17 protein-coding genes and 2 riboswitches are annotated in these 21,750 nt (G+C 68.8%); of the genes, 12 read left to right on the top strand and 5 right to left on the bottom strand.

Annotated elements, in window-relative coordinates; all coding sequences use genetic code 11:
- Positions 1-16: 16 nt before the first annotated feature.
- A complete protein-coding gene (locus tag OHT77_RS13970) occupies positions 17-1,843 on the bottom strand; it encodes an acyl-CoA dehydrogenase (protein ID WP_328828686.1) in 1,827 nt (608 codons plus the stop codon).
- 723 nt (positions 1,844-2,566) lie between these two features.
- Here OHT77_RS13970 and OHT77_RS13965 point away from each other — a divergent pair.
- From OHT77_RS13965 to OHT77_RS13955, 3 genes are all read left to right on the top strand, one after another.
- Positions 2,567-3,058 (top strand): MarR family winged helix-turn-helix transcriptional regulator, encoded by a 492-nt coding sequence (locus tag OHT77_RS13965; protein WP_328828685.1) that lies wholly within the window; start codon positions 2,567-2,569, stop codon positions 3,056-3,058.
- Positions 3,059-3,364: 306 nt separating this feature from the next.
- A complete protein-coding gene (locus OHT77_RS13960; protein ID WP_266772773.1) occupies positions 3,365-4,978 on the top strand; it encodes an MFS transporter in 1,614 nt (537 codons plus the stop codon).
- A gap of 241 nt (positions 4,979-5,219) precedes the next feature.
- The gene (locus OHT77_RS13955; RefSeq protein ID WP_328828683.1) at positions 5,220-6,272 is read left to right on the top strand and encodes a bifunctional class I SAM-dependent methyltransferase/NUDIX hydrolase; all 1,053 of its coding nucleotides are present in this window, start codon (positions 5,220-5,222) and stop codon (positions 6,270-6,272) included.
- An 11-nt stretch (positions 6,273-6,283) separates the two neighbouring features.
- Here the strand turns inward: OHT77_RS13955 and OHT77_RS13950 are convergent, their stop codons facing one another.
- From OHT77_RS13950 to gcvT, 4 genes are all read right to left on the bottom strand, one after another.
- Positions 6,284-7,651, bottom strand: a complete 1,368-nt coding sequence (locus OHT77_RS13950) for an L-serine ammonia-lyase (protein ID WP_328828681.1) — start codon at positions 7,649-7,651, stop codon at positions 6,284-6,286.
- A 114-nt stretch (positions 7,652-7,765) separates the two neighbouring features.
- The gene (glyA, locus tag OHT77_RS13945; protein ID WP_328828680.1) at positions 7,766-9,025 is read right to left on the bottom strand and encodes a serine hydroxymethyltransferase; all 1,260 of its coding nucleotides are present in this window, start codon (positions 9,023-9,025) and stop codon (positions 7,766-7,768) included.
- Positions 9,026-9,039: 14 nt separating this feature from the next.
- Complete coding sequence (gcvH, locus tag OHT77_RS13940) at positions 9,040-9,417, bottom strand: glycine cleavage system protein GcvH (protein WP_266772778.1); 378 nt, start codon at positions 9,415-9,417, stop codon at positions 9,040-9,042.
- Between the two features lie 111 nt (positions 9,418-9,528).
- Entirely contained in the window at positions 9,529-10,656 is a 1,128-nt protein-coding gene (gcvT, locus tag OHT77_RS13935) for a glycine cleavage system aminomethyltransferase GcvT (RefSeq protein ID WP_328828679.1), read from the bottom strand.
- Positions 10,657-10,690: 34 nt separating this feature from the next.
- Positions 10,691-10,798, bottom strand: a riboswitch (glycine riboswitch).
- Positions 10,799-10,897, bottom strand: a riboswitch (glycine riboswitch).
- A 149-nt stretch (positions 10,898-11,046) separates the two neighbouring features.
- On the opposite strand from gcvT, the gene OHT77_RS13930 reads away from it, so the two are divergent.
- The 9 genes from OHT77_RS13930 (at position 11,047) to OHT77_RS13890 (ending at position 21,716) form a co-directional block, all read left to right on the top strand.
- Positions 11,047-11,727, top strand: coding sequence for an AAA family ATPase (locus tag OHT77_RS13930; protein ID WP_328834236.1), 681 nt, complete (start codon positions 11,047-11,049; stop codon positions 11,725-11,727).
- A 63-nt stretch (positions 11,728-11,790) separates the two neighbouring features.
- Positions 11,791-12,576, top strand: coding sequence for an enhanced serine sensitivity protein SseB (locus OHT77_RS13925; protein ID WP_328828678.1), 786 nt, complete (start codon positions 11,791-11,793; stop codon positions 12,574-12,576).
- A 150-nt stretch (positions 12,577-12,726) separates the two neighbouring features.
- Positions 12,727-13,515, top strand: coding sequence for an enhanced serine sensitivity protein SseB C-terminal domain-containing protein (locus tag OHT77_RS13920; RefSeq protein WP_328828677.1), 789 nt, complete (start codon positions 12,727-12,729; stop codon positions 13,513-13,515).
- Between the two features lie 343 nt (positions 13,516-13,858).
- Positions 13,859-14,857: an ABC transporter permease gene (locus OHT77_RS13915; RefSeq protein ID WP_266772784.1), complete on the top strand. Its 999-nt coding sequence runs from the start codon at positions 13,859-13,861 to the stop codon at positions 14,855-14,857.
- A 53-nt stretch (positions 14,858-14,910) separates the two neighbouring features.
- Entirely contained in the window at positions 14,911-16,659 is a 1,749-nt protein-coding gene (locus tag OHT77_RS13910) for an ABC transporter substrate-binding protein (RefSeq protein WP_328828676.1), read from the top strand.
- Between the two features lie 75 nt (positions 16,660-16,734).
- Complete coding sequence (locus tag OHT77_RS13905; RefSeq protein ID WP_266772787.1) at positions 16,735-17,742, top strand: ABC transporter permease; 1,008 nt, start codon at positions 16,735-16,737, stop codon at positions 17,740-17,742.
- The gene (locus OHT77_RS13900) at positions 17,739-18,845 is read left to right on the top strand and encodes an ABC transporter ATP-binding protein (protein WP_328828675.1); all 1,107 of its coding nucleotides are present in this window, start codon (positions 17,739-17,741) and stop codon (positions 18,843-18,845) included. The genes OHT77_RS13905 and OHT77_RS13900 overlap by 4 nt, the downstream gene beginning before the upstream one ends.
- Positions 18,842-20,227: an ABC transporter ATP-binding protein gene (locus tag OHT77_RS13895; protein ID WP_328828674.1), complete on the top strand. Its 1,386-nt coding sequence runs from the start codon at positions 18,842-18,844 to the stop codon at positions 20,225-20,227. Before OHT77_RS13900 ends, OHT77_RS13895 begins: the two co-directional genes overlap by 4 nt.
- A gap of 97 nt (positions 20,228-20,324) precedes the next feature.
- A complete protein-coding gene (locus tag OHT77_RS13890) occupies positions 20,325-21,716 on the top strand; it encodes a M1 family metallopeptidase (protein WP_328828672.1) in 1,392 nt (463 codons plus the stop codon).
- Positions 21,717-21,750: the final 34 nt, after the last annotated feature.

Here is a 21,750-nt window from a genome sequence, read left to right as displayed (position 1 = left end):
TGATCAGGGATGTCGTTCACGCGGCTGTCGTGGACGCGGCGTCGTCGCGGCCGGTCTCACGGGCTCCGGGCGCGGCCATGCGGACCGGGCGGACGGAGAAGAACTCGTGGTCGGCGCGCTGGGTGTTCATACGGGTGAACAGCCGCCTGGCGGTGCTCTGTTCGAGGTCGCCGACCTCGTACTGGTGGACCTGCCGGCGCTCCAGCGCGGCGTGCAGCCACTCGCCGTCCGCGAAGAACGCGTCGAGGTGGTCCCGGTTGTACAGCCAGACGCCGAGGGCCGCGACCTTGGCGTGCAGCGAGCTGAGTTCCTCCGCCACCCGGATCAGGCGGGGTGCGGTGGACTTGCTGGTCCTCGTCGTCGGCGAGGGCTGCCCCGCGGTCGAGCGGCGGATCTCGGTCACGCGGGCGAGCAGCTCGTCCAACTCCAGCCGCAGGTCCTCCGCCTGGGCGCGCAGCGCGGTCAGCCGGTCGTCGTCGAGACCGTCGGACGGTTCCAGTTCCGCGAGGCGCCCGATCAGCGCGGGCAGGCTGGCGAAGGTGGCGTCCCGGCCGCGTCCGAAGACGCTCACCCGGTGCGGCTCGAAGGCGGGCAGCTCGGCCCGCAGGTCGTACAGCGGACGCCAGTCCTCGTCCCGGTCGTGCCCATGTGCCTTGGCCAGTGCGGGGAGTTGGAGCGCGAGCGAGTCCAGGCAGACCGGCTCGCTGCCGTCGAAGACCGAGACGACGGCGCCGTCGCGGAGCATCTTCTGGAACGTGCCCACGTGTTCGGCGGCGCGCAGGAAGTAGCGGGCGCCGAGCGTGCGGGCCAGCACCTTGCTGTTGGTGTCGACCAGCCGGGCCACCTGCACCTTCGCGAGGTTGCCCCAGATGCTGAACTGCTCGGTGTACAGGTGCAGTCCGCGCATCGCGACCAGGCTCTCGCACTCCGCGACCAGCAGGCTCAGGTACGCGTTGGCGAGGGACTCGGTGACGTACGGGATCTCGTTCGCGGGCCCGTCGTAGAGGATGCGGTCGGAGAGGAAGCCGGCGACGGTGCGGAGCATCGTGTCGCCGGTGCCCAGGGACAGGCCGGTGCAGAAGGTGCGGGTGATCAGCAGGCCGCGCAGGGCGAGTTCGAGGCCCTCGCCCTCGGCGCCGAGGCGGGACGTGGCGTCCACGCGGGCGTTGTCGAAGGCCACGCCGCTGATGTCGCAGCCGCGCAGACCGTAGGTCGGGACGCGCGGGACGCCGGTCACCTCACCGGCGATGACCTGCTCCCGGTCCACCAGGAACATGGACTGCTGCCGCTTGGCCGGGGTGTGCTCGTCGCCGGTGGTACCGAGCAGGACCACGTGGGTGGAGGTGCGGCCCCGGTTGATGGGCCACTTCTCGCCTGACAGCACGTACTGGTCGCCGTCCGGGGTGGCCGTGAACCGGTTGGCGGCCAGGTCGGCGCCGTGCCCCGGCTCGGAGTAGGCCAGACACGGGACGACCCCGCCGCGCAGGACCGTGGCCGCGTACTTCGCCTGCTGCTCGGCGTCGCCGCCGATCCACGCGAGCATCATCCAGACCTGGGTGCTCTCGCTCACCGCGACGTTCATGTCCCTGCGGGCGATCACCCGGGTCAGCATGAGGATGTCCTCGGCGGCCCGCAGATCACCGCCCAGCCACTCCGGGACGAAGTACCGGTTGAAGCCGAAGGCGCGCACTTGGTCGATTCCGGCGGCGGGCAGTTCGTCCCGCTCGTCGAGCGCGAGCGCACCGGCGAAGGACACGGCGTTCGATTCCACTTCTGGGTCCCCGAGCCAGCCCTCCAAGGCCTCCGCGAGGGCAGTGCTCGACTGGTTCTTTGAGCTTTCCATGAGCTTTCCATTCCATGCCGGAGAGGGCAGTGGCGTGATGACACAGCCCTGCCCGATAAACGGACCTGAAAGTGGACGTGCGGAAGTGACGAATGAATACACGTCGCAGTGGAGAATGCAGGCGAAAGAAGCGCACGGCGCGATGCGAAAAAGCGCAGCACTGTGCGAAAGAGTCAGTTCAGTAGCGTCTGACCTGCGCCGATGGGCGCGTTGTCGTCGTCGTCAGCGTTGTCCGATACAACAGCTGGTCGAATGTATAAACATGTTGAAACCCCCGTTGCGCGAAGCGCGGTTTCTTCCCCGTGTGTGGCCCGGTCGCAGAGTGCAATGTTCTGGCCAGGCGCTTCGAGAGCGTAGCAGGCGCGCTACTTGGTGCCACGTGACTCAGGTCACGTGGCGTTTCCGAAGGCCTTGCCGAACGTTCGATTCTGTGATCGATCACCAGGTGGCTGACCTCGAAGATCACCGGAGAACGACCAGTTCCATTTCCCCTTATGCGGATGGCTGCATTCCGCTGGATTTTGCATCGCGATAACCGTCCGGGGTCTTGCCATCGGAGGCGGACTGGTGAATTCCATGTGACCCCGGCTTCGCTGCCGGGCGACCGGCACTCCGCACCGGCGGGCCGCGTTCCGGCCGATTCCCCTGGCGGAGGGGGGTGCTGTGGCGGGAGAACGTTGTATCTTCGATGGTGGAGATTGCAACGATCGAAGGAGTCGGCTCATGGTGCGCACTGCAGGCACGGAGCAGAACGGGGTGTCCCCCCGGGAGGACTTCCTCATCGCCGAACGTCCCGGGTACCTGCTCCACAAGGCGGGGCTGGTGCTGGTGGAGGACGTGGAGAAGGCGCTGGGCTCGGTCGGCATGCGCATCCGCTACTTCTTCGTGCTGGCAGCGCTGGCCGGCGGACCCGAGCTGTCCCAGCAGGACCTGAGCCGGCTGCTCAACCTCGATCCGACCACCGTCGTGACGGTGATCGACGAGATGGAGCGCGACGGACATGTGGAGCGCCGCCGCAACCCCGCCGACCGGCGCCGCTACAACCTGATCCTCACCGAGTCCGGCCGCGAGGCCCTCGCGACGGCGGACCGGGTGGCCACGGAGGTCGAGTCGGCGTTCTTCGGCGCGCTCTCGGAGGACGAGCGCGGGGTGCTGCGCAAGATGCTGGGCGTGCTGATGGCGGGGCGCTGGCCCGCGTCGGTGTGTTCGGACTGACTGGGTGTGGCATGTAGTTGGCGCGGCGCGTGAGTGAACTGACGCGGTGCGTGTGTGAACTGACGTTGCGCGCCGGTGAGTTGACCTGGCGTGCCCATGAGTTGACGTAGGACATCCCTGGATTCGCGCGAGCCCGCGGTGCCGGTCGGCGCCGCGGGCTTTGTCGTGCCCGGAGATCGTCACTCAGGGTGACCGCGCGCGGCGCGCCGGGCGGGGCGGCATTGACTCGCGGCTTTCCAATCATCTAGATTTCCATCATCTAGAGATCCCAAGGTCCAAAGTTCCTGTTGATTGGAAGGTCCCCGCATGTCCGCAGAACGCGCACCATCTCCCACTAGGTGGTGGACACTCGGGATCGTCGCGTTGGGCTCGTTCATGCTGATGCTCGATCTGAGCGTGGTCTCCATCGCGCTGCCGCAGATCCACAAGTCCCTGGGCAGCAGCTTCGCCGACCTGCAGTGGGTGTTCGACGCCTACGCCCTCACGCTGGCGATCTTCCTCGTCGCGGCGGGCTCGCTCGCCGACCGGATCGGCCGCAAGAAGGTCTTCCAGGTCGGCTTCGCCATCTTCACCGCCGCCTCGCTGGCCTGCGGACTGGCCGACGGAGCAGGGGAGTTGAGCTGGTTCCGGGCCATCCAGGGCATCGGCGCCGCCATCATGTTCGCGGTCGGCCCCGCCATGCTCAGCCATGAGTTCCACGGCAAGGAGCGCGCCACCGCGTTCACCGCGTTCGGTGCCGCCGTCGGCCTCGCCGTCGCCACCGGACCGCTCATCGGCGGCTCGCTGATCAACGCGCTGTCGTGGCGCTGGATCTTCTACATCAACGTGCCGGTCGGCGTGCTCGCCATCCTCATCGGCGCGCTGCGGGTCCGCGAGTCCCTCAACAAGAAGGCCCACCCCACGGACTGGGCCGGTCTCGCCACGTTCAGCCTCGCCCTGGCCGCTCTGGTGTACGCCACCATCCGCGGCCCGGTGGAGGGCTGGACCAGCGGCACCACGCTCGGCCTCTACGCCGCGAGCGTCGTCTTCCTGGTCGTCTTCGTCGCCATCGAGCGCCGTCTCGGTGAACGCGCCCTGATCGACCCGGCGTTCTTCCGCAACCCGACCTTCGTCGGCATCTCCCTCGTCGCGATGATCGGCAACGCGGGCGCGCTGCCGTCGGTGTTCTTCGAGACCAGCTACCTGGAGAACATGCTGCACGTTGACGCGTGGGGCACGGGGCTGCGGTTCCTGCCGCTGACCGGCGCGATGTTCGTCGCCGGCGCGCTCGGCGGCGGTCTCATCGGCAAGGTGCCGTTCCGGTTCCTGCTGGGCGGTTCGACCCTGGTCATGGCGATCGGCATCCTGTGCCTGCGCCTGACCGAAGCGGACTCGTCCTGGACCGTGCTGATCCCGGCGCTCGTCATCGCGGGCCTCGGCATGGGCGCCTTCAACCCGGCCCGCGCGGCCCTCGCCATCGGGGTCACCGAACCGGCCAAGTCCGGTGTCGCGTCCGGCATCAACGAGACCTTCCAGCAGGTCGGCATCGCGGTCGGCATCGCCGGTATCGGCGCGTTCTTCCAGCACACCGTGACCCAGGACTTCACCTCCTCGGCCGCCGGGAAGCAGCTCGGCGCGGACGCCGCGGAGACCGCCTCGCACGGCATCAGCGCCGGTGGCCTCGACGCCGTCGCCCAGGCCGCGGGACCGCTGCGCGAGAAGGTGCTGGCCGCCGGACAGGACGCGTTCATGAACGCGTTCCACGGCGCGATGACCCTCAGCGCGATCCTCGGCTTCATCGCCGCGATCATCGGCTTCACGATGCTGCGCACGAAGGACCTGCACGCCACCGCCCTGTCGACGATCCCGCCGGACGTCGACGAGGACGGCGAGGTGCGTCCCGACGACGCGTCGGACCTCGCGGTCGGAGCGCCTGCCTAACACCGGAGCCCGCCCGAACAGGCTCCCCCTGGAGACGCCCTCGCGACCCGAGTCCCCTCCCGATGCACCGTCCCGGTGGCCACATCCCCCGCGCCACCGGGGCGGTTTCGGCGTGTCCGGGTTGCTGTGGCGTCAACCTCGTGCGGCGCGGGGAGGGATGGGGGCGTGAGCGAGGTAGGGGCATGACCGGAGCGACCAGAGAGTTGTTGTACCGCCGCCTCGAAGGGAGCACACCGACACCGTGACCGACGTATGGGACGCGCACTACGCCGACGGCAACTCCTTCAGCCCGTTGAGAGATACCGAGCGGGCGCTGCTCGCCGAGCACGCGCCGGTGCCGGGAGGCGGGGGACGTGCCCTGGACGTCGGTTGCGGGGTGGGTGAACTCGCCAGGCATCTGGCGGAGTCGGGGTATGAAGTCGATGCCGTCGACTTCGCCTCCGCCGCTCTCGCCCGCGCCCGCGCCGAAGCCCAACCCGGTGCGGTGGCCTACCACTTGCTCGACATCGAGCGGGACGGCCTCGATGCCCTGGCGCCCGCCTACGACCTGATCACCTTCCGGCTCGGTTGGGCCTTCGTGCGTGACCGTACCCGGGTGATGAAACGGCTTCGTGAGCGGTTGCGGCCGGGTGGGGTCGTCTGTGTGATCACGCCCGTCGTGGAGGGTGTGGGAGATGGCGAACGTTCCATCGCCCTTAACGCCGCCGAGTTGGGGGTGTTGTGCGCGGGGTGGGGGAGCGCCGAGCGGTACGACGCGGACGGGCTCGCGTTCGTCGTTCTGCGTGATCCCGTCGCCGTGCCTGTCTCCTGCGGTGGCAAGAAGCGGCCCACTCCGCATGCCCTCACCGGCGCGGGTGTCGTCGTGACCGACGCGGCCGGGCGGATCCTGCTGGGCTGGTCGGTGCGCGGAGTGTGGGAGTTGCCCGGGGGCAAGAACGACCCCGGTGAGGGCTTTCTTGAAGCGGGTGTACGCGAGTTGGCGGAGGAGACGGGGCTTCGGGTCGAGCCCGGTGGGGCGCGGTTGTTGGCGCTGCTGATGGATTCCACCCATGGCATCCCTCGGCTGACCGGTGCCGTGCGTGTCGACGCCTTCACGGGTGAACCGGCCGTCACCGAACCGGAGTTGGTCCACCGGTGGGAGTGGCACGAGGTCGCCGATCTGCCGACGTTGCCCCAGCCGCTGTTCACGCCGAGCGCGCATGTCATCGACACGGTGTGGCCCGGACTGCTGCCCGGGCTGCCGCCCGTGCATCGTTACCCGGTCAACGCCGACTCCCCTTCGGACACCGAGTAGTTGCTACGCCCTCAGCACTCGATGATGTTCACGGCAAGCCCACCCCGAGCCGTCTCCTTGTACTTCACGCTCATGTCCGCCCCCGTCTCCTTCATCGTCTTGATGACCTTGTCGAGGGAGACCTTGTGCGAGCCGTCCCCCCGCATCGCCATCCGCGCGGCGGTGACCGCCTTCACCGCGGCCATGCCGTTGCGTTCGATGCAGGGGATCTGGACGAGGCCGCCGACGGGGTCGCAGGTGAGGCCGAGGTTGTGTTCCATGCCGATCTCGGCGGCGTTCTCGACCTGTTCCGGGGAGCCGCCGAGGACCTCGGCCAGGGCACCCGCGGCCATCGAGCAGGCGGAGCCGACCTCGCCCTGGCAGCCGACCTCCGCGCCGGAGATGGAGGCGTTCTCCTTGAAGAGCATGCCGATGGCGCCGGCGGAGAGCATGAAGCGGACCACGCCCTCCTCGTCGGCGCCGGGCACGAAGTTGATGTAGTAGTGCAGGACGGCCGGGATGATGCCGGCGGCGCCGTTCGTGGGGGCGGTGACCACGCGGCCGCCCGCCGCGTTCTCCTCGTTCACGGCCATCGCGTAGAGGGTGATCCACTCCATTGCGTGGGCCAACGGGTCGCCCTCCGCGCGGAGTTGGCGTGCCGACATGGCGGCCCTGCGGCGGACCCGGAGGCCGCCGGGCAGGATGCCCTCCCGCGACATGCCCCGCGAGACGCATGCCCGCATGACGCCCCAGATCTCCAGCAGCCCGGCCCGGATCTCCTCCTCCGTGCGCCAGGCGCGCTCGTTCTCCAGCATCAGCGCGGAGATCGACAGGCCGGTCTCCTGGGTGAGGCGGAGCAGCTCGTCGCCCGTGCGGAACGGGTACTTGAGGACCGTGTCGTCCAGCTTGATGCGGTCGGCGCCGACCGCTTCCTCGTCGACGACGAACCCGCCGCCGACCGAGTAGTACGTCTTGGAGAGCAGCTCGGCGCCCGCCGCGTCGTAGGCCCACAGCGTCATGCCGTTCGCGTGGTAGGGCAGGGCTTTCCGGCGGTGCAGCTTCAGGTCGGCGTCGTAGGAGAAGGGGATCTCGTGCTCGCCGAGGAGGCGGAGGCGGCCCGACTCCTTGATGCGCTCGACCCGGTCGTCCGCCTTCTCGACGTCCACCGAGCGCGGTGACTCGCCCTCCAGGCCGAGCAGCACCGCCTTCGGGGTGCCGTGGCCGTGGCCGGTCGCGCCGAGGGAGCCGTACAGCTCGGTGCGGACGGAGGCGACGGAGTCCAGCAGCTCCTCGTTGCGCAGCCGGCGCGCGAACATGCGGGCGGCCCGCATCGGGCCGACCGTGTGGGAGCTGGACGGGCCGATGCCGATCGAGAACAGGTCGAAGACCGAGATGGCCACGGTGACTCCTCAGAACGCAGACAAGCAGGGTGGTGCGAGGGGGTGGGACACCGGCGCGCACCTCCCAGTGTGCGCCGGTGTCCCCGACGGGCGGTTACGGCCCGGTGGGCCGGATTACAGCCCGGGGTACAGCGGGTACTTCTCCGCCAGCGCGGTGACGCGGGCCTTCAGGCCCGCGACGTCGAACGACGGCTTCAGCGTCTCCGCGATGACATCGGCGACCTCGGCGAAGTCCTCGGTCGTGAAGCCGCGGGTCGCCAGCGCCGGGGTGCCGATGCGCAGGCCGGAGGTGACCATCGGGGGCCGCGGGTCGTTCGGGACGGCGTTCCGGTTGACCGTGATGCCGACCTCGTGGAGCCGGTCCTCGGCCTGCTGGCCGTCCAGCTCGGAGTTCCGCAGGTCGACCAGGACCAGGTGCACGTCCGTACCACCGGACAGCACATCGACCCCTACGGCCTTCACGTCGTCCCGCACCAGGCGCTCGGCCAGCAGCCGCGCCCCCTCCACGGTACGCCGCTGCCGCTCCTTGAACTCCTCGCCGGCCGCGACCTTGAAGGAGACCGCCTTCGCCGCGATCACGTGCTCCAGCGGACCGCCCTGGAAGCCGGGGAAGACCGAGGAGTTGAGCTTCTTCGCGAAGGACTGCTTGGCGAGGATGATCCCGCCGCGCGGGCCGCCCAGCGTCTTGTGGGTGGTGGACGTGACGACGTCCGCGTACGGCACGGGGTTCGGGTGCAGCCCCGCCGCGACCAGGCCCGCGAAGTGCGCCATGTCGACCCACAGGAAGGCCTCGACCTCGTCCGCGATCCGGCGGAACTCGGCGAAGTCCAGCTGGCGCGGGTACGCCGACCAGCCCGCGATGATGACCTTCGGCCGGTGCTCCTTGGCGAGCTTCTCCAGCTCGGCCATGTCGACCAGACCGGTCGTCGGGTCCACGTGGTAGGCGACCACGTCGAACTGCTTGCCGGAGAAGTTCAGCCGCATCCCGTGGGTCAGGTGACCGCCGTGCGCGAGGTCCAGGCCGAGGATGGTGTCGCCGGGCTGGGCCAGCGCGAACAGGGCGGCCTGGTTGGCGGAGGCGCCCGAGTGCGGCTGCACGTTGGCGTACTCGGCGCCGAACAGCTCCTTGACCCGGTCGATCGCGATCTGCTCGGCCACGTCGACGTGCTCGCAGCCGCCGTAGTAACGACGGCCCGGGTACCCCTCCGCGTACTTGTTGGTGAGGACCGAGCCCTGCGCCTCCATGACCGCGACCGGAGCGAAGTTCTCCGAGGCGATCATCTCCAGCGTGGACTGCTGCCGGCGCAGCTCCGCGTCGACGGCGGCGGCGATGTCCGGGTCGAGCTCGTGCAGGGGCGTGTTCAGGACGGACATGTTTCTACGACTCCTCAGCCGGCGGAAAACGCGGTGTACTCGTCGGCGGAGAGCAGGTCGCCCGGCTCCTCCGTGACGCGCACCTTGAACAGCCAGCCGCCCTCGAAGGGGGCCGAGTTCACCAGCGACGGGTCGTTCACGACGTCTTCGTTGATCTCGGTGACCTCGCCACCGACGGGCGAGTACAGGTCGGACACCGACTTCGTCGACTCCAGCTCACCGCAGGACTCGCCCGCGGTCACCGTGGAGCCGACGTCGGGGAGCTGGGCGTAGACGACATCGCCGAGCGCGTTGGCCGCGTACTCGGTGATGCCGACCGTCGAGACGCCGTCCTCGGCGACCGACAGCCACTCGTGCTCCTTGCTGTAGCGCAGCTGCTGGGGGTTGCTCATGGCCTGAATTCTCCTGTACGCGGGGGAGTGCTGGTGAATGGGGGACTGCGAGGGGCAACGGCGAACCGGGGCGATCCGCCCCAGGTCACACACGAGACGCTACGACGACTGTCACTTCTCGCGCTTGTAGAACGGCAGCGCCACGACCTCGTACGGCTCGTGACTGCCCCGGATGTCCACGCCGACACCGGCCGTGCCCGGCGCCGCGTGCGCCGCGTCGACGTAGGCCATCGCGATCGGCTTGCCCAGGGTGGGGGAAGGGGCGCCGGAGGTGACCTCGCCGATGACCTGGCCGTCGGCGACGACCGGGTAGCCGGCGCGCGGGACCCGGCGGCCCTCGGCGACGAGTCCGACGAGGACGCGCGGGGGCTGCGAGGCGGCGCGCTCGGCGGCGGCCTCCAGGGCGCCGCGCCCGACGAAGTCGCCGTCCTTCTCGAACTTCACGACCCGGCCGAGCCCGGCGTCGAACGGCGTGAGGGAGGTCGACAGCTCGTGGCCGTACAGCGGCATCCCGGCCTCCAGGCGCAGGGTGTCGCGGCAGGACAGGCCGCACGGGATCAGCCCGGCCCGGGCTCCGGCCTCCGTCAGCGCGAGCCACAGCTTCTCGGCGTCGGCGGGGGAGACGAACAGCTCGAAGCCGTCCTCGCCGGTGTAGCCGGTGCGGGCGATCAGCGCGGGGACGCCCGCGACCGTGCCGGGCAGACCGGCGTAGTACTTCAGGCCGTCGAGGTCTGCGTCGGTGAGCGACTTGAGGATGCCGGGGGACTCGGGGCCCTGCACGGCGAGCAGTGCGTAGGCGTCACGGTCGTCGCGTACGACCGCGTCGAAGCCGTCGCTCCGCTCGGTGAGCGCGTCCAGCACGACCTGCGCGTTGGAGGCGTTGGCGACCACCATGTACTCGGTTTCGGCGAGCCGGTAGACGATCAGGTCGTCCAGGATGCCGCCGTCGGCCCGGCAGATCATGGTGTAGCGGGCGCGGCCGAGGCCCACCGAGGCGATGTTGCCGACGAGGGCGTGGTTGAGGAGCTGGGCGGCCTCGGGTCCGGTGACGGTGATCTCGCCCATGTGGGAGAGGTCGAAGAGGCCGGCCTTCGTGCGGACGGCGAGGTGCTCGTCGCGCTCCGAGCCGTAGCGCAGCGGCATGTCCCAGCCGGCGAAGTCGGTCATCGTCGCACCGAGCGAGCGGTGCAGCGCGTCGAGCGCGGTGCGGCGCTTCTCAGGGGTGGCGGTACTGCTCATCGGTCGGTCTCCCAAGGCATGACGGCGAGGTCGTTCCTCCCCATCTGTCATCGGGACCTGAGAGGTTCGCCATGACCCCTCGGGTCACGGGTTGCACCTTGGGTGGGACCACCGTGACCGGCGGTCCGCTTTTCAGATGTGCCTCGCCCGCGCGGTAACGGGGCCTGAGAGATTCAAGGGAGGGACTTGCTCCTTCGGCGCCCCAGCAACAGATGCCTGGGGACTCTCCCGCGCGGATTCAAGCGGCCGGTATGCAGTTAGGCGGGCACATCATCGCACAGGCTTTGTAACAGGCCTGTGGCCGGACGCGCACCGAACCGCGAGACACCGTGCATTACCTTCTCTTTACGTTTGGTGGGGAGAACCTTTCCTGACCCCGCAGGGAGGACGATCACGGTGACAAGGACCACGGTGTACGCCACGACCTCGGCCGTAGCACTGCCCAAGCAGCCCTCCGCCCCGGCCGGGGAGGCATGCCGGGCCCGCCCGGCACCGGTCGTCCGCGACCTCCGCGAGCGCGCCGGGCACAGCCCGCACGGACTCCGCTTCGGCCCCCGCGACCTGGTCGTGGTCACTGGCCTGCCCGGCAGCGGCAAGTCCACGCTGATGCGGCGCGCGGTGACGGCCGACGGGGTCCGCGTCGACAGCCAGGACACCCGCGACCGCTGGGACACCCGCACGGCCGGCTTCCTTCCGTACGCGGTGTACCGCCCGTTGGTCCGCCTCGCCCACTACGCCGGACTGCACCGCGCGCTGCGCTCCGCGTCCGGAGCCGTCGTGCACGACTGCGGCACGCAGACCTGGGTGCGCGGCTGGCTCGCCCGCGCCGCCGGACGCCGGGGCGGCACCCTGCACCTGGTCTTCCTCGACGTCACCCCGGACATGGCGCTCGACGGGCAGCGCGAGCGGGGGCGCGGAGTCTCGCGGTACGCGTTCCTGCGTCACCGGCGGGCCGCCGCGCGCCTGTTGCGCGCGGTGGAGCGCGGCGAACTCCCGCACGGCGTGGGCTCGGCGGTCCTCCTGGACCGGGACGCGGCGGACGTGCTGCGCCGGATCGACTTCGCGGACTGAGCCGCTAGCCTTTTCGCCACAGCAGGGTTACAGCAGGCGGTTTCACCAGCAGGCGGTAGGTAGATGGACTTCCCGGCGGACTTCCCCGGACAGGCGTACCCCCACCCGCATCCGCACGGCGGATGGCCGGGCAACGAGCTGGAGGAGGTGCTCTCGGTCTCCCTCGGTCTGCCCTCGGCAGGCGGCCGGATCGTCGAGGTGCTCGGCCGCAGCTTCGTCTGGGTCCCGCTCCCCAGCGGCGGCGGCCCGCAGAGCGGTCCCCTGGACCTGCCCACACTCGACATCGAGGGGCAGGCCTACGTCCCGGTCTTCAGCTCCGAGGAGCAGTTCCGTCAGGTCGTCGGCTCGCATCTGTCGTTCACCATCGCGCCGGCCGTGGAGTTCGCCCGCGGGCTGCCCCCGCAGGTCGGCATCGCGGTGAACCCCGGCGGCACGGTCGGCGTCCCGCTCCCGCCGCTCGCGGTGGCCGAGCTGTGCCGCTTCGGCCGCACCGCCCTCGACGGCCCGACCAGCGGCGGCCGGGTCCGCCTCTTCGAACCCGACTGGCAGGACGACCCGGTCGATTTCCTCGCCGCCGCCTCCGCCGAGTTCGCCGCCATCGGCGTCGTCGCCACGGCCCGCCGCTGCCTCGCCGCCATCGAAACAGCCACCCCGGTGATGTTCGTCGGCGTGGAACTCACCAACTGGGACGGCGACTTGAGAGCGGCCCCGATGGAAGCCCTGGCAAAAGCACTGGGCCAGGTAACGGTTCAGTGGCAGGTGAACCTCGTCCTCCTGGACGTGACGCAGGACCCGGTGGCGGAGTGGATGAGGCAGACAGTGCGTCCTTTCTATACACAGGGTCACTAGCAATCTCCGCAAGGGCAGCCAACCAGGGGCGCGGGGAACTGCGCGACAAGCCACGACGCACCCGCACCCGCCAACGCACACAAGGCCCCCACCCCTAGGGCGCTTAAGCTGTTTCCCAACGCAGGCCAACTACCAGAAGGGGCGGTACACGTGAGCGCCAGCGGCACCGCGACCGGCCAGGTCGAGCACATGCTGCGCCAAGTGACCCCCGGGCGCTACGACGCCTACGAGGCGCTCCTGCGCGCCCTCGCGACCCCCCACTCCGGTCAGATCTGGATGCTGCTGTGGCACGGCCAGTCCGGCTCCCCGGACGCCCAGTACGGAAACATGCAGGTGGAGGGCCACGGGTACGCCCCGTGCGTCACCTCGGCCCAGGAACTCTCCGCGAGCGGCTGGAACCGCTCGTACGAGGTGGTCGACGGCCTGGACGTGGCCCGCACCCTGTACCCCGACCACTTCGGCCTCTGGCTCAACCCGCACGCCCCCGGCGGCGGCGTCGGCATCCCCTGGCTCGACCTCCGCAGAATCGCCACCGGCCTGGAACGCCAGCCGGCAGGGCCGCTGCGCCTGTCGGAGCCGGGCATCGAGATCCCGCAGTTCTACGCCCTGCTCACGCAGAACGCCCACCGCACCCCGGCGGTCAGGGCGCTGCGCCGCGCCTGGGTGCAGCCCGCGCTCGGAGCGCCGTATCTCGCGATCGGTCTGGACGTCTACGACACCAGCCCGCCCGCGGTGGACTCGGTCCGCGGCATGATGCAGCAGTCGATCGGCGCGGTCCCCGAGGGGCTGCCGGTGTCGACGGTCGCGATGTCCGACGAGTACGACCCGGTGGCCCTGTGGCTGCGGGCCAACTCCCGCCCGTTCTACGACCGTGAGGCCCATGCGGCGCCCGCTCAGGCGGGCGGGTACGGATACCCACCCGTCCGTGGTGGATACTGAACCCGCGAGTCCTCTTCTCAGCTTCTCCGCAGGATTTACGTCTACGGCACATTTCTTCGCGCGTAGACGGCGGTGTGTTGCCCCAAAAGACGCCAGATCTCCGTTCTGTCCCAAGTGCCCGGCGTCCGGGGGGCGTTACCCACTGTTCGGATAACGGAATCCCTAGTTAAGCATCACGGTTGCGCATACTTTCGCCGTCAGACCTGGCGGGTGATCGCAGCCACGCTGAAGACTCGCGACTCAGACACAGGGTCCAGGTACCCGTGTCCACTGCAAGTCGACAAAGCCGCTAATCCGCGGCAGGCGTAAGCCGGTAACCACCGGCGAGAGGGGTCGGGTCACAGTGACCGCACCGATCGAGACCACGGGGGCGGAAGCCGGGGCGCAGCCGGAGGCTGTGCTGGCCGGCGCCGACAAGGCGCAGATCGAGGGCCGTTCCCTTGGACAGATCGCCTGGACCCGCTTCAAGAAGGACAGGGTCGCCGTCGCCGGCGGCGTCATCGTCGTCCTGCTGATCCTGGTCGCGGCTCTCTCCCGTCCCATCCAGGCGCTGTTCGGCCTGGACCCGGACGCCTTCCACCAGAACCTGATCGACGCCAACACCTCGCTGCCCACGGGCGGTTGGGGCGGCATGAGCTGGGACCACCCGCTCGGCGTGGACCCGCAGTTCGGCCGTGACGTGGCCACCCGCATCCTCGAGGGCTCCTGGGTCTCCCTGGTCGTCGCCTTCGGCGCCACGATCCTGTCGAACGTGATCGGCACGATCCTCGGTGTCGTCGCGGGCTACTACGGCGGCCGGGTCGACTCGATCATCAGCCGGCTGATGGACACCTTCCTCGCCTTCCCGCTGCTGCTGTTCGCCATCGCCATCTCGGCGACCCTGCAGGGCGGCGCCTTCGGCCTCAACGGTCTGCCGCTGCACCTGTGCGTGCTGATCTTCGTCATCGGCTTCTTCAACTGGCCCTACCTGGGCCGGATCGTCCGCGGTCAGACCCTCGCCCTGCGCGAGCGGGAGTTCGTGGACGCCTCCCGGGGGATGGGCGCCAAGGCGCCGTACATCCTCTTCCGGGAGCTGCTGCCCAACCTGGTCGGCCCGATCATCGTCTACTCGACGCTGCTCATCCCGACCAACATCCTCTTCGAGGCGTCCCTCAGCTTCCTCGGGGTCGGTATCCAGCCCCCGCAGGCTTCCTGGGGCGGCATGTTGCGAGACGCGGTCACCTACTACGAGGTCGACCCGGCGTACATGATCGTTCCCGGCCTCGCCATCTTCGTGACCGTCCTGGCGTTCAACCTGCTGGGCGACGGTCTCCGCGACGCTCTCGACCCCCGCAGCCGCTAGGGCCCGCACCCGAGAGTCCACCAAGTTTCCGACAATGGAGGAAGCAGACCATCATGCGAAGGTCAGCGCTGGCCGCAGTTGCGGCCATCGGCTCTGCGACACTGCTCATGGCAGGTTGCAGCAAGGCCGATGACAGTAAGAGTGACAACGGTACGAAGGCGGCTGGGGCCAACGCAGCGACCAAGGACGTCGTCAACGCCTCTACCCACAAGGGCGGGACGGTCACCTACGAACTGTCCGACGTTCCGGACTCGTTCGACCCGGGCAACACGTACTACGCGTACATGTACAACTTCAGCCGGCTGTACGCCCGTCCGCTGATGACGTTCGAGCCCGGCCCCGGTTCCAAGGGGAACACCCTGGTCCCGGACCTCGCCGTGAGCAAGGGTGTCTCCAGCGACGGCGGCAAGACCTGGACGTACAAGCTGCGTTCGGGCCTGAAGTACCAGGACGGCTCGGCGATCACCTCCAAGGACGTCAAGTACGCCGTGGAGCGTTCGAACTTCGCGCGTGACGTCCTCTCGCTCGGCCCGAACTACTTCCAGCAGTTCCTGGTCGGCGGCAAGGACTACAAGGGTCCGTACAAGGACAAGAGCGCCGAGGGCCTCAAGTCCATCCAGACCCCGGACGACACCACGATCGTCTTCCACCTGAACACGGCCTTCCAGGAGTTCGACTACCTGGTCGCGGCGCCGCAGACGGCTCCGGTGCCGCAGGCGAAGGACACCGGCGTCGACTACGTCAAGAACATCGTGTCCTCCGGCTCGTACCAGTTCCAGAGCTACCAGGACGGCAAGCAGGCCGTCCTCGTGCGCAACAAGAACTGGAACGCCGCGTCCGACCCGCTGCGCAAGCAGTACCCGGACAAGATCGTCGTGAACCTCAAGGTGAACGCCGACACGATCGACAAGGATGTCCTCGCGGGCAACGCGATCGACATGGGTGGTACGGGTGTCCAGGCCGCGACCCAGGCGCAGCTGCTCACCTCGGCCGACAAGAAGGCCGGCACGGACAACACCTTCGGTGGCCGTCTCGTCTACATGGCGATCAACACCAAGGTGAAGCCGTTCGACAACATCCAGTGCCGCAAGGCCGTCGAGTACGCCATCGACAAGGTCTCGGTGCAGACCGCCGAGGGCGGCCCGATCCGCGGCGAGATCGCTTCCACCGTCCTGCCGCCGGACATCACCGGCTACCAGAAGGACGACCAGTACGCCACCACCGGCAACAAGGGTGACGTCACCAAGGCCAAGGACGCCCTGAAGGCCTGTGGCAAGACGGCGATCTCGACGAACCTGTCGGCTCGCAGCGACCGTCCGCAGGAGATCTCCGCGGCCACCGCGATCATCAACTCGCTGAAGGCCGTCGGCATCAACGCCAGCCTGAAGCAGTACCCGTCGGGCAAGTACTTCACCGACTACGCGGGTGTCCCGAAGTTCACCGAGCAGCAGAACATCGGCCTGATCATGATGCAGTGGGGTGCCGACTGGCCCTCCGGCTACGGCTTCGAGCAGCAGATCCTGAACGGTGAGGCGATCGGTGCCTCGGGTAACACCAACCTGTCGCAGTACGACAACAAGACGGTCAACAACCTCCTCGCCAAGGCCATCGGCACGGAGGACGTGACCACCCGCAACAGCATGTACGCCCAGATCGACAAGCAGACCATGAGCGACGCGGCCCTGGTGCCGCTGACCTACTTCAAGGTCCTGCTCGCCCGTCCGGCGAACTACAGCAACCTGGTGTCGACGGCGGCCTTCAGCGGCCAGTACGACTACCTCAACATCGGCACCACGAAGTAGTCGTAGCCCCGGAAGGCAGGTGAAGGCATTGGTGCCCGCGGGCTTTACGGCCCGCGGGCACCAGCGCCGATCCCCGTGATCTCGTACATTCTCCGTCGGACGGTCGCAGCGGTGATCCTGCTGCTGGTCGTCTCCGCGGTCACCTTCGGCATCTTCTTCCTGCTGCCACGGCTCGCCGGCCAGACCGCGGACCAACTGGCCCAGCAGTACATCGGGAAGAGCCCGTCGGCGGCGGACATCGCCGCCGTGAAGCACAACCTCGGTCTGGACCAGCCGCTTTACCTGCAGTACTGGCACTTCATCAAGGGGATCGTGGCGGGCGCCACCTACAACCTCGGCCCCACCACGGTGCACTGCAACGCGCCCTGCTTCGGCTACTCCTTCAAGGACCACGTCGAGGTCTGGCCGCAGCTCACCTCCCGCCTTCCGGTCACCATCTCGCTGGCCGCCGGCGCCGCCGTGCTCTGGCTGCTGTCCGGTGTCACGGTCGGTGTGATCTCCGCGCTCAAGCCGCGGTCGTTCTTCGACCGCGCCTTCATGGGCGTGGCGCTCGCGGGTGTCTCGCTGCCCATGTTCTTCACGGGCAACCTGGCCATCCTGCTCTTCACCTACCAGTGGCCGATCTTCGGCCGCACCTACGTCCCGTTCACCGAGAACCCGGCGCAGTGGGCCAACACCCTCTTCCCGGCGTGGTGTTCGCTCGCGCTCCTGTACTCCGCCATCTACGCGCGGCTCACCCGCTCGGGCATGCTGGAGACGATGAACGAGGACTTCATCCGTACGGCCCGCGCCAAGGGCCTGCGGGAACGCAACGTCGTCGTCAAGCACGGTCTGCGGGCCGCCCTGACGCCGATCATCACCGTCTTCGGCATGGACCTCGGTCTGCTGCTCGGCGGCGCTCTGATCACCGAGTCGGTGTTCTCCCTGCACGGCATCGGGCAGTACGCGGTGCAGTCGATCGAGAGCAACGACCTGCCCCCGATCCTCGGCGTGACCCTGCTCGCAGCGTTCTTCGTAGTGATCGCAAATCTCCTGGTGGACCTTCTGTACGCCGCCGCCGACCCGCGGGTGAGGCTCTCGTGACCGACCTTGATCCTTCGTCTGCGACTGACGCCGCAGTGGGCGAGCCCGTCGCCACCGGCAAGGGCAAGCCGAGTGCCTTCCTGGAGGTCCGCGACCTCAAGGTGCACTTCCCGACCGACGACGGCCTGGTCAAGTCCGTCGACGGGCTCAGCTTCACGCTGGAGAAGGGCAAGACCCTCTCCATCGTGGGCGAGTCGGGCTCCGGCAAGTCCGTCACCTCGCTGGCGATCATGGGCCTGCACCGGCTCGGCCCGCGCGGCAAGAACGTGAAGATGTCCGGCGAGATCTGGCTCGACGGCCAGGAACTCGTCGAGGCGCAGCCGGACGACGTGCGCAAGCTCCGCGGCAAGCAGATGTCCATGATCTTCCAGGACCCGCTGTCCGCGATGCACCCGTACTACAAGATCGGCGACCAGATCGTCGAGGCGTACCGGGTCCACCACGACGTCAGCAAGAAGGCCGCCCGCACGCGCGCCATCGAGATGCTCGACCGGGTCGGCATCCCCGAACCGGCCAAGCGTGTCGACGGCTACCCGCACGAGTTCTCCGGCGGTATGCGCCAGCGCGCCATGATCGCGATGGCCCTGGTCAACAACCCCGAACTGCTCATCGCGGACGAGCCGACGACCGCCCTGGACGTCACCGTCCAGGCGCAGATCCTCGACCTCATCCGGGATCTGCAGAAGGAGTTCGGCTCCGCGGTCGTCCTCATCACGCACGACCTCGGTGTCGTCGCCGAGATCGCCGACGACGTCCTGGTCATGTACGGCGGCCGGTGCGTGGAGCGCGGTCCCGTCGACGAGATCTTCGAGAAGCCGCAACACCCGTACACCTGGGGCCTGTTGGGTTCGATGCCGCGCATCGACCGGGAGACCTCGGAGCGGCTCATCCCGGTCAAGGGCCAGCCGCCGAGCCTCATCAACGTCCCTTCGGGCTGCGCCTTCCACCCGCGCTGCCCGTACGCGGACATCCCCAAGGGCGATGTCACGCGAACCGTGCGTCCCGAGCTGGCGCAGGTCGCCGGCGGGCACTGGTCCGCCTGTCACCTCCCGGCCGAGGACCGTACGCGGATCTGGACCGAAGAGATTGCGCCGAAGCTGTGAGCGATACGAAGAAACAGACCGCGGCCGTGCCCGGGCAGGCGACCTCCTCGGAGGACCGCGAGGTGCTGCTCAAGGTCGAGGGCCTGAAGAAGCACTTCCCCATCAAGAAGGGGATCCTGCAGCGCCAGGTCGCCGCGGTGAAGGCCGTCGACGGCATCGACTTCGAGGTGCGCAAAGGCGAGACCCTGGGCGTCGTCGGTGAGTCGGGCTGCGGCAAGTCGACCATGGGGCGGGTCATCACCCGGCTCCAGGACCCGACGGGCGGCTCGATCCACTTCGAGGGCCAGGACATCACGACCCTGAACTCGGCCGGGATGCGTCCGCTGCGGCGGGACATCCAGATGATCTTCCAGGACCCGTACGGCTCCCTGAACCCGCGGCACACCATCGGCTCGATCGTCTCGGCGCCGTTCCGGCTGCAGGACGTGGAGCCCGAGGGCGGGGTGAAGAAGGAGGTCCAGCGCCTCCTGGAGCTGGTGGGTCTGAGCCCCGAGCACTTCAACCGCTACCCGCACGAGTTCTCCGGCGGCCAGCGCCAGCGCATCGGCATCGCCCGCGCGCTCGCGCTCAAGCCCAAGCTCGTGGTGGCGGACGAGCCGGTCTCGGCGCTCGACGTGTCGATCCAGGCGCAGGTCGTCAACCTCATGGACGACCTCCAGTCGGAGCTCGGCCTGACGTACGTGATCATCGCGCACGACCTCTCCGTGGTCCGGCACGTCTCGGACCGCATCGCGGTGATGTACCTCGGCAAGATCGTCGAACTCGCGGACCGCACCTCGCTGTACGAGGCGCCGATGCACCCGTACACCAAGGCCCTGATGTCGGCCGTGCCGGTGCCGGACCCCAAGCGCCGGGGCGCCAAGAGCGAGCGCATCCTGCTCAAGGGCGACGTCCCCTCGCCGATCTCGCCGCCCAGTGGCTGCCGTTTCCACACGCGCTGCTGGAAGGCGACGGAGATCTGCCGGACGAAGGAGCCCCAGCTGGTCGAGCTGCGGCCCGGCCAGCAGGTCGCCTGCCACCACCCGGAGAACTTCGCGGACCAGGCCCCGCAGGACACCGTCCTGCTGAGCGCCGCGAAGGAAGCGGTGGAGCTGGTGGGCGCGGCGGTCCTGGAGAAGCCGGCGGAGACTCCGGAGGCGGAGGCGCCTGAGACGGTGGCTCCCGAGGCGGAGCTTCCGAAGACGGTGGCTCCCGAGGCGGAGGTCCCCAAGACGGTGGCTCCCGAGGCGGAGCTTCCGAAGACGGTGACTCCCGAGCCGGAGGCCCCGAAGGCGGCGGCTCCCGAGGCGGCGGTTTCCGAGGCAGGGACCCCCGCATCGGAGGCCCCGAAGACGGAGACCCCCGAGGCCGAATCCGGTGACCAGGAGTCAACTGCCAAGTAGCACATGACGAGTTGGTAAAGTCATGGTCATGGCAAAACGGGAGAGTGCAGAGTCTGGCGTGTCCGTCTGATCGGAAACGCACCCGAAGGGACGACTCATGGCACTCTCCCGTTCGGCACGTCTGGGGGCCCTCGCAACCGCGGCGGCCTCTTTTCTTGTCATCGCCGCCTCATCCGCCCCCACCCCCGGCGCCGACGGCATCGGTGACCCCTACTTCCCCCAGCTCGGCAACGGCGGCTTCGACGCCCGGCACTACGCCCTGGACGTCGCCTACAACCCGGACACCGACCGCCTCGACGGCCGTACGACCCTCACCGCCCGCGCCACCCAGAACCTCTCCTCCTTCGACCTGGACCTCCAGAAGCTGGAGGTCACCAAGGTCCAAGTGAACGGAAGACGGGCCCAGTTCACCCGCGCAGGCGACGAACTGCGCATCACGCCAAGGGACTCCCTCCGCAAGGGCAGGGACTTCACGGTCACCGTCACCTACGGCGGTGTCCCCGAACCCCTCAACGGGCCCATCGTGTTCGGCTCCGACTACGGCTGGATGAAGACCCCCGACGGCGTCTTCGTCGCCTGCGAACCCAACGCGGCCTCCACCTGGTTCCCGTCCAGCGACCACCCCTCCGACAAGGCCACCTACGACATCCGCATCAAGGCCCCCAAGGGCCTCACCGGAGTCTCCAACGGCCGGCTCGTGTCGACGTACAGCAAGGGCGCCTCGACGTACACCCACTGGCGCGAGAGCAAGCCGATGGCGACCTATCTCGCGACCGCCACCATCGGGAAGTTCGACGTCAAGACCGGTAAGACGCCCGGCGGCATACCGATCTACGTCGCCATCGACCCCGTCCTCGCCAACAGCAACAGCGTCGACGTGTACGCCGTGACGGCCGCCGCCACCGACTACTGGTCGCAGCTGTTCGGGCCGTACCCCTTCGAGGAGACCGGCGCGATCGTCGACGACATGCCCGAGGCCGGGTTCTCGCTGGAGGTGCAGAGCAAGCCCGCCTACTCGGCCGTGCGCAACGAGACGACGATCGTGCACGAGCTGGCCCACCAGTGGTTCGGCGACTCCGTGTCGGTCGCGCACTGGAAGGACATCTGGCTCAACGAGGGCTTCGCGACCTACGCCCAGTGGCTGTGGGCCGAGCACCAGGGCACCCGCACCGCGCACGACTCGTTCCTGGCCGGCTACAACTCACGCCCCGCCACCGACGCCTTCTGGCAGACCGTGGTGGCGGACCCGCAGCGGGACACGATGTTCGCCTCGGGCGTCTACCAGCGCGGCGCGATGACCCTCCAGATGCTCCGTGAACGCATCGGGGACACCGCGTTCTTCAAGCTGCTCCCCGCCTGGACCAAGCTCCACCGCTACGGCAACGGCGACACCGCCGGGTTCATCAAGCTCGCCGAGAAGATCAGCGGGCAGCAGCTCGACGACCTGTTCCGGACCTGGCTGTACACACCGGGCAAGCCCACCCTCTAGCCCCACGGGAGATCCGCCGCGCCATCCCCACGAG

Source organism: Streptomyces sp. NBC_00252, from assembly GCF_036187565.1.
GTDB lineage: Bacteria > Actinomycetota > Actinomycetes > Streptomycetales > Streptomycetaceae > Streptomyces.
This window is presented reverse-complemented; position numbering and strand designations above follow the sequence as displayed.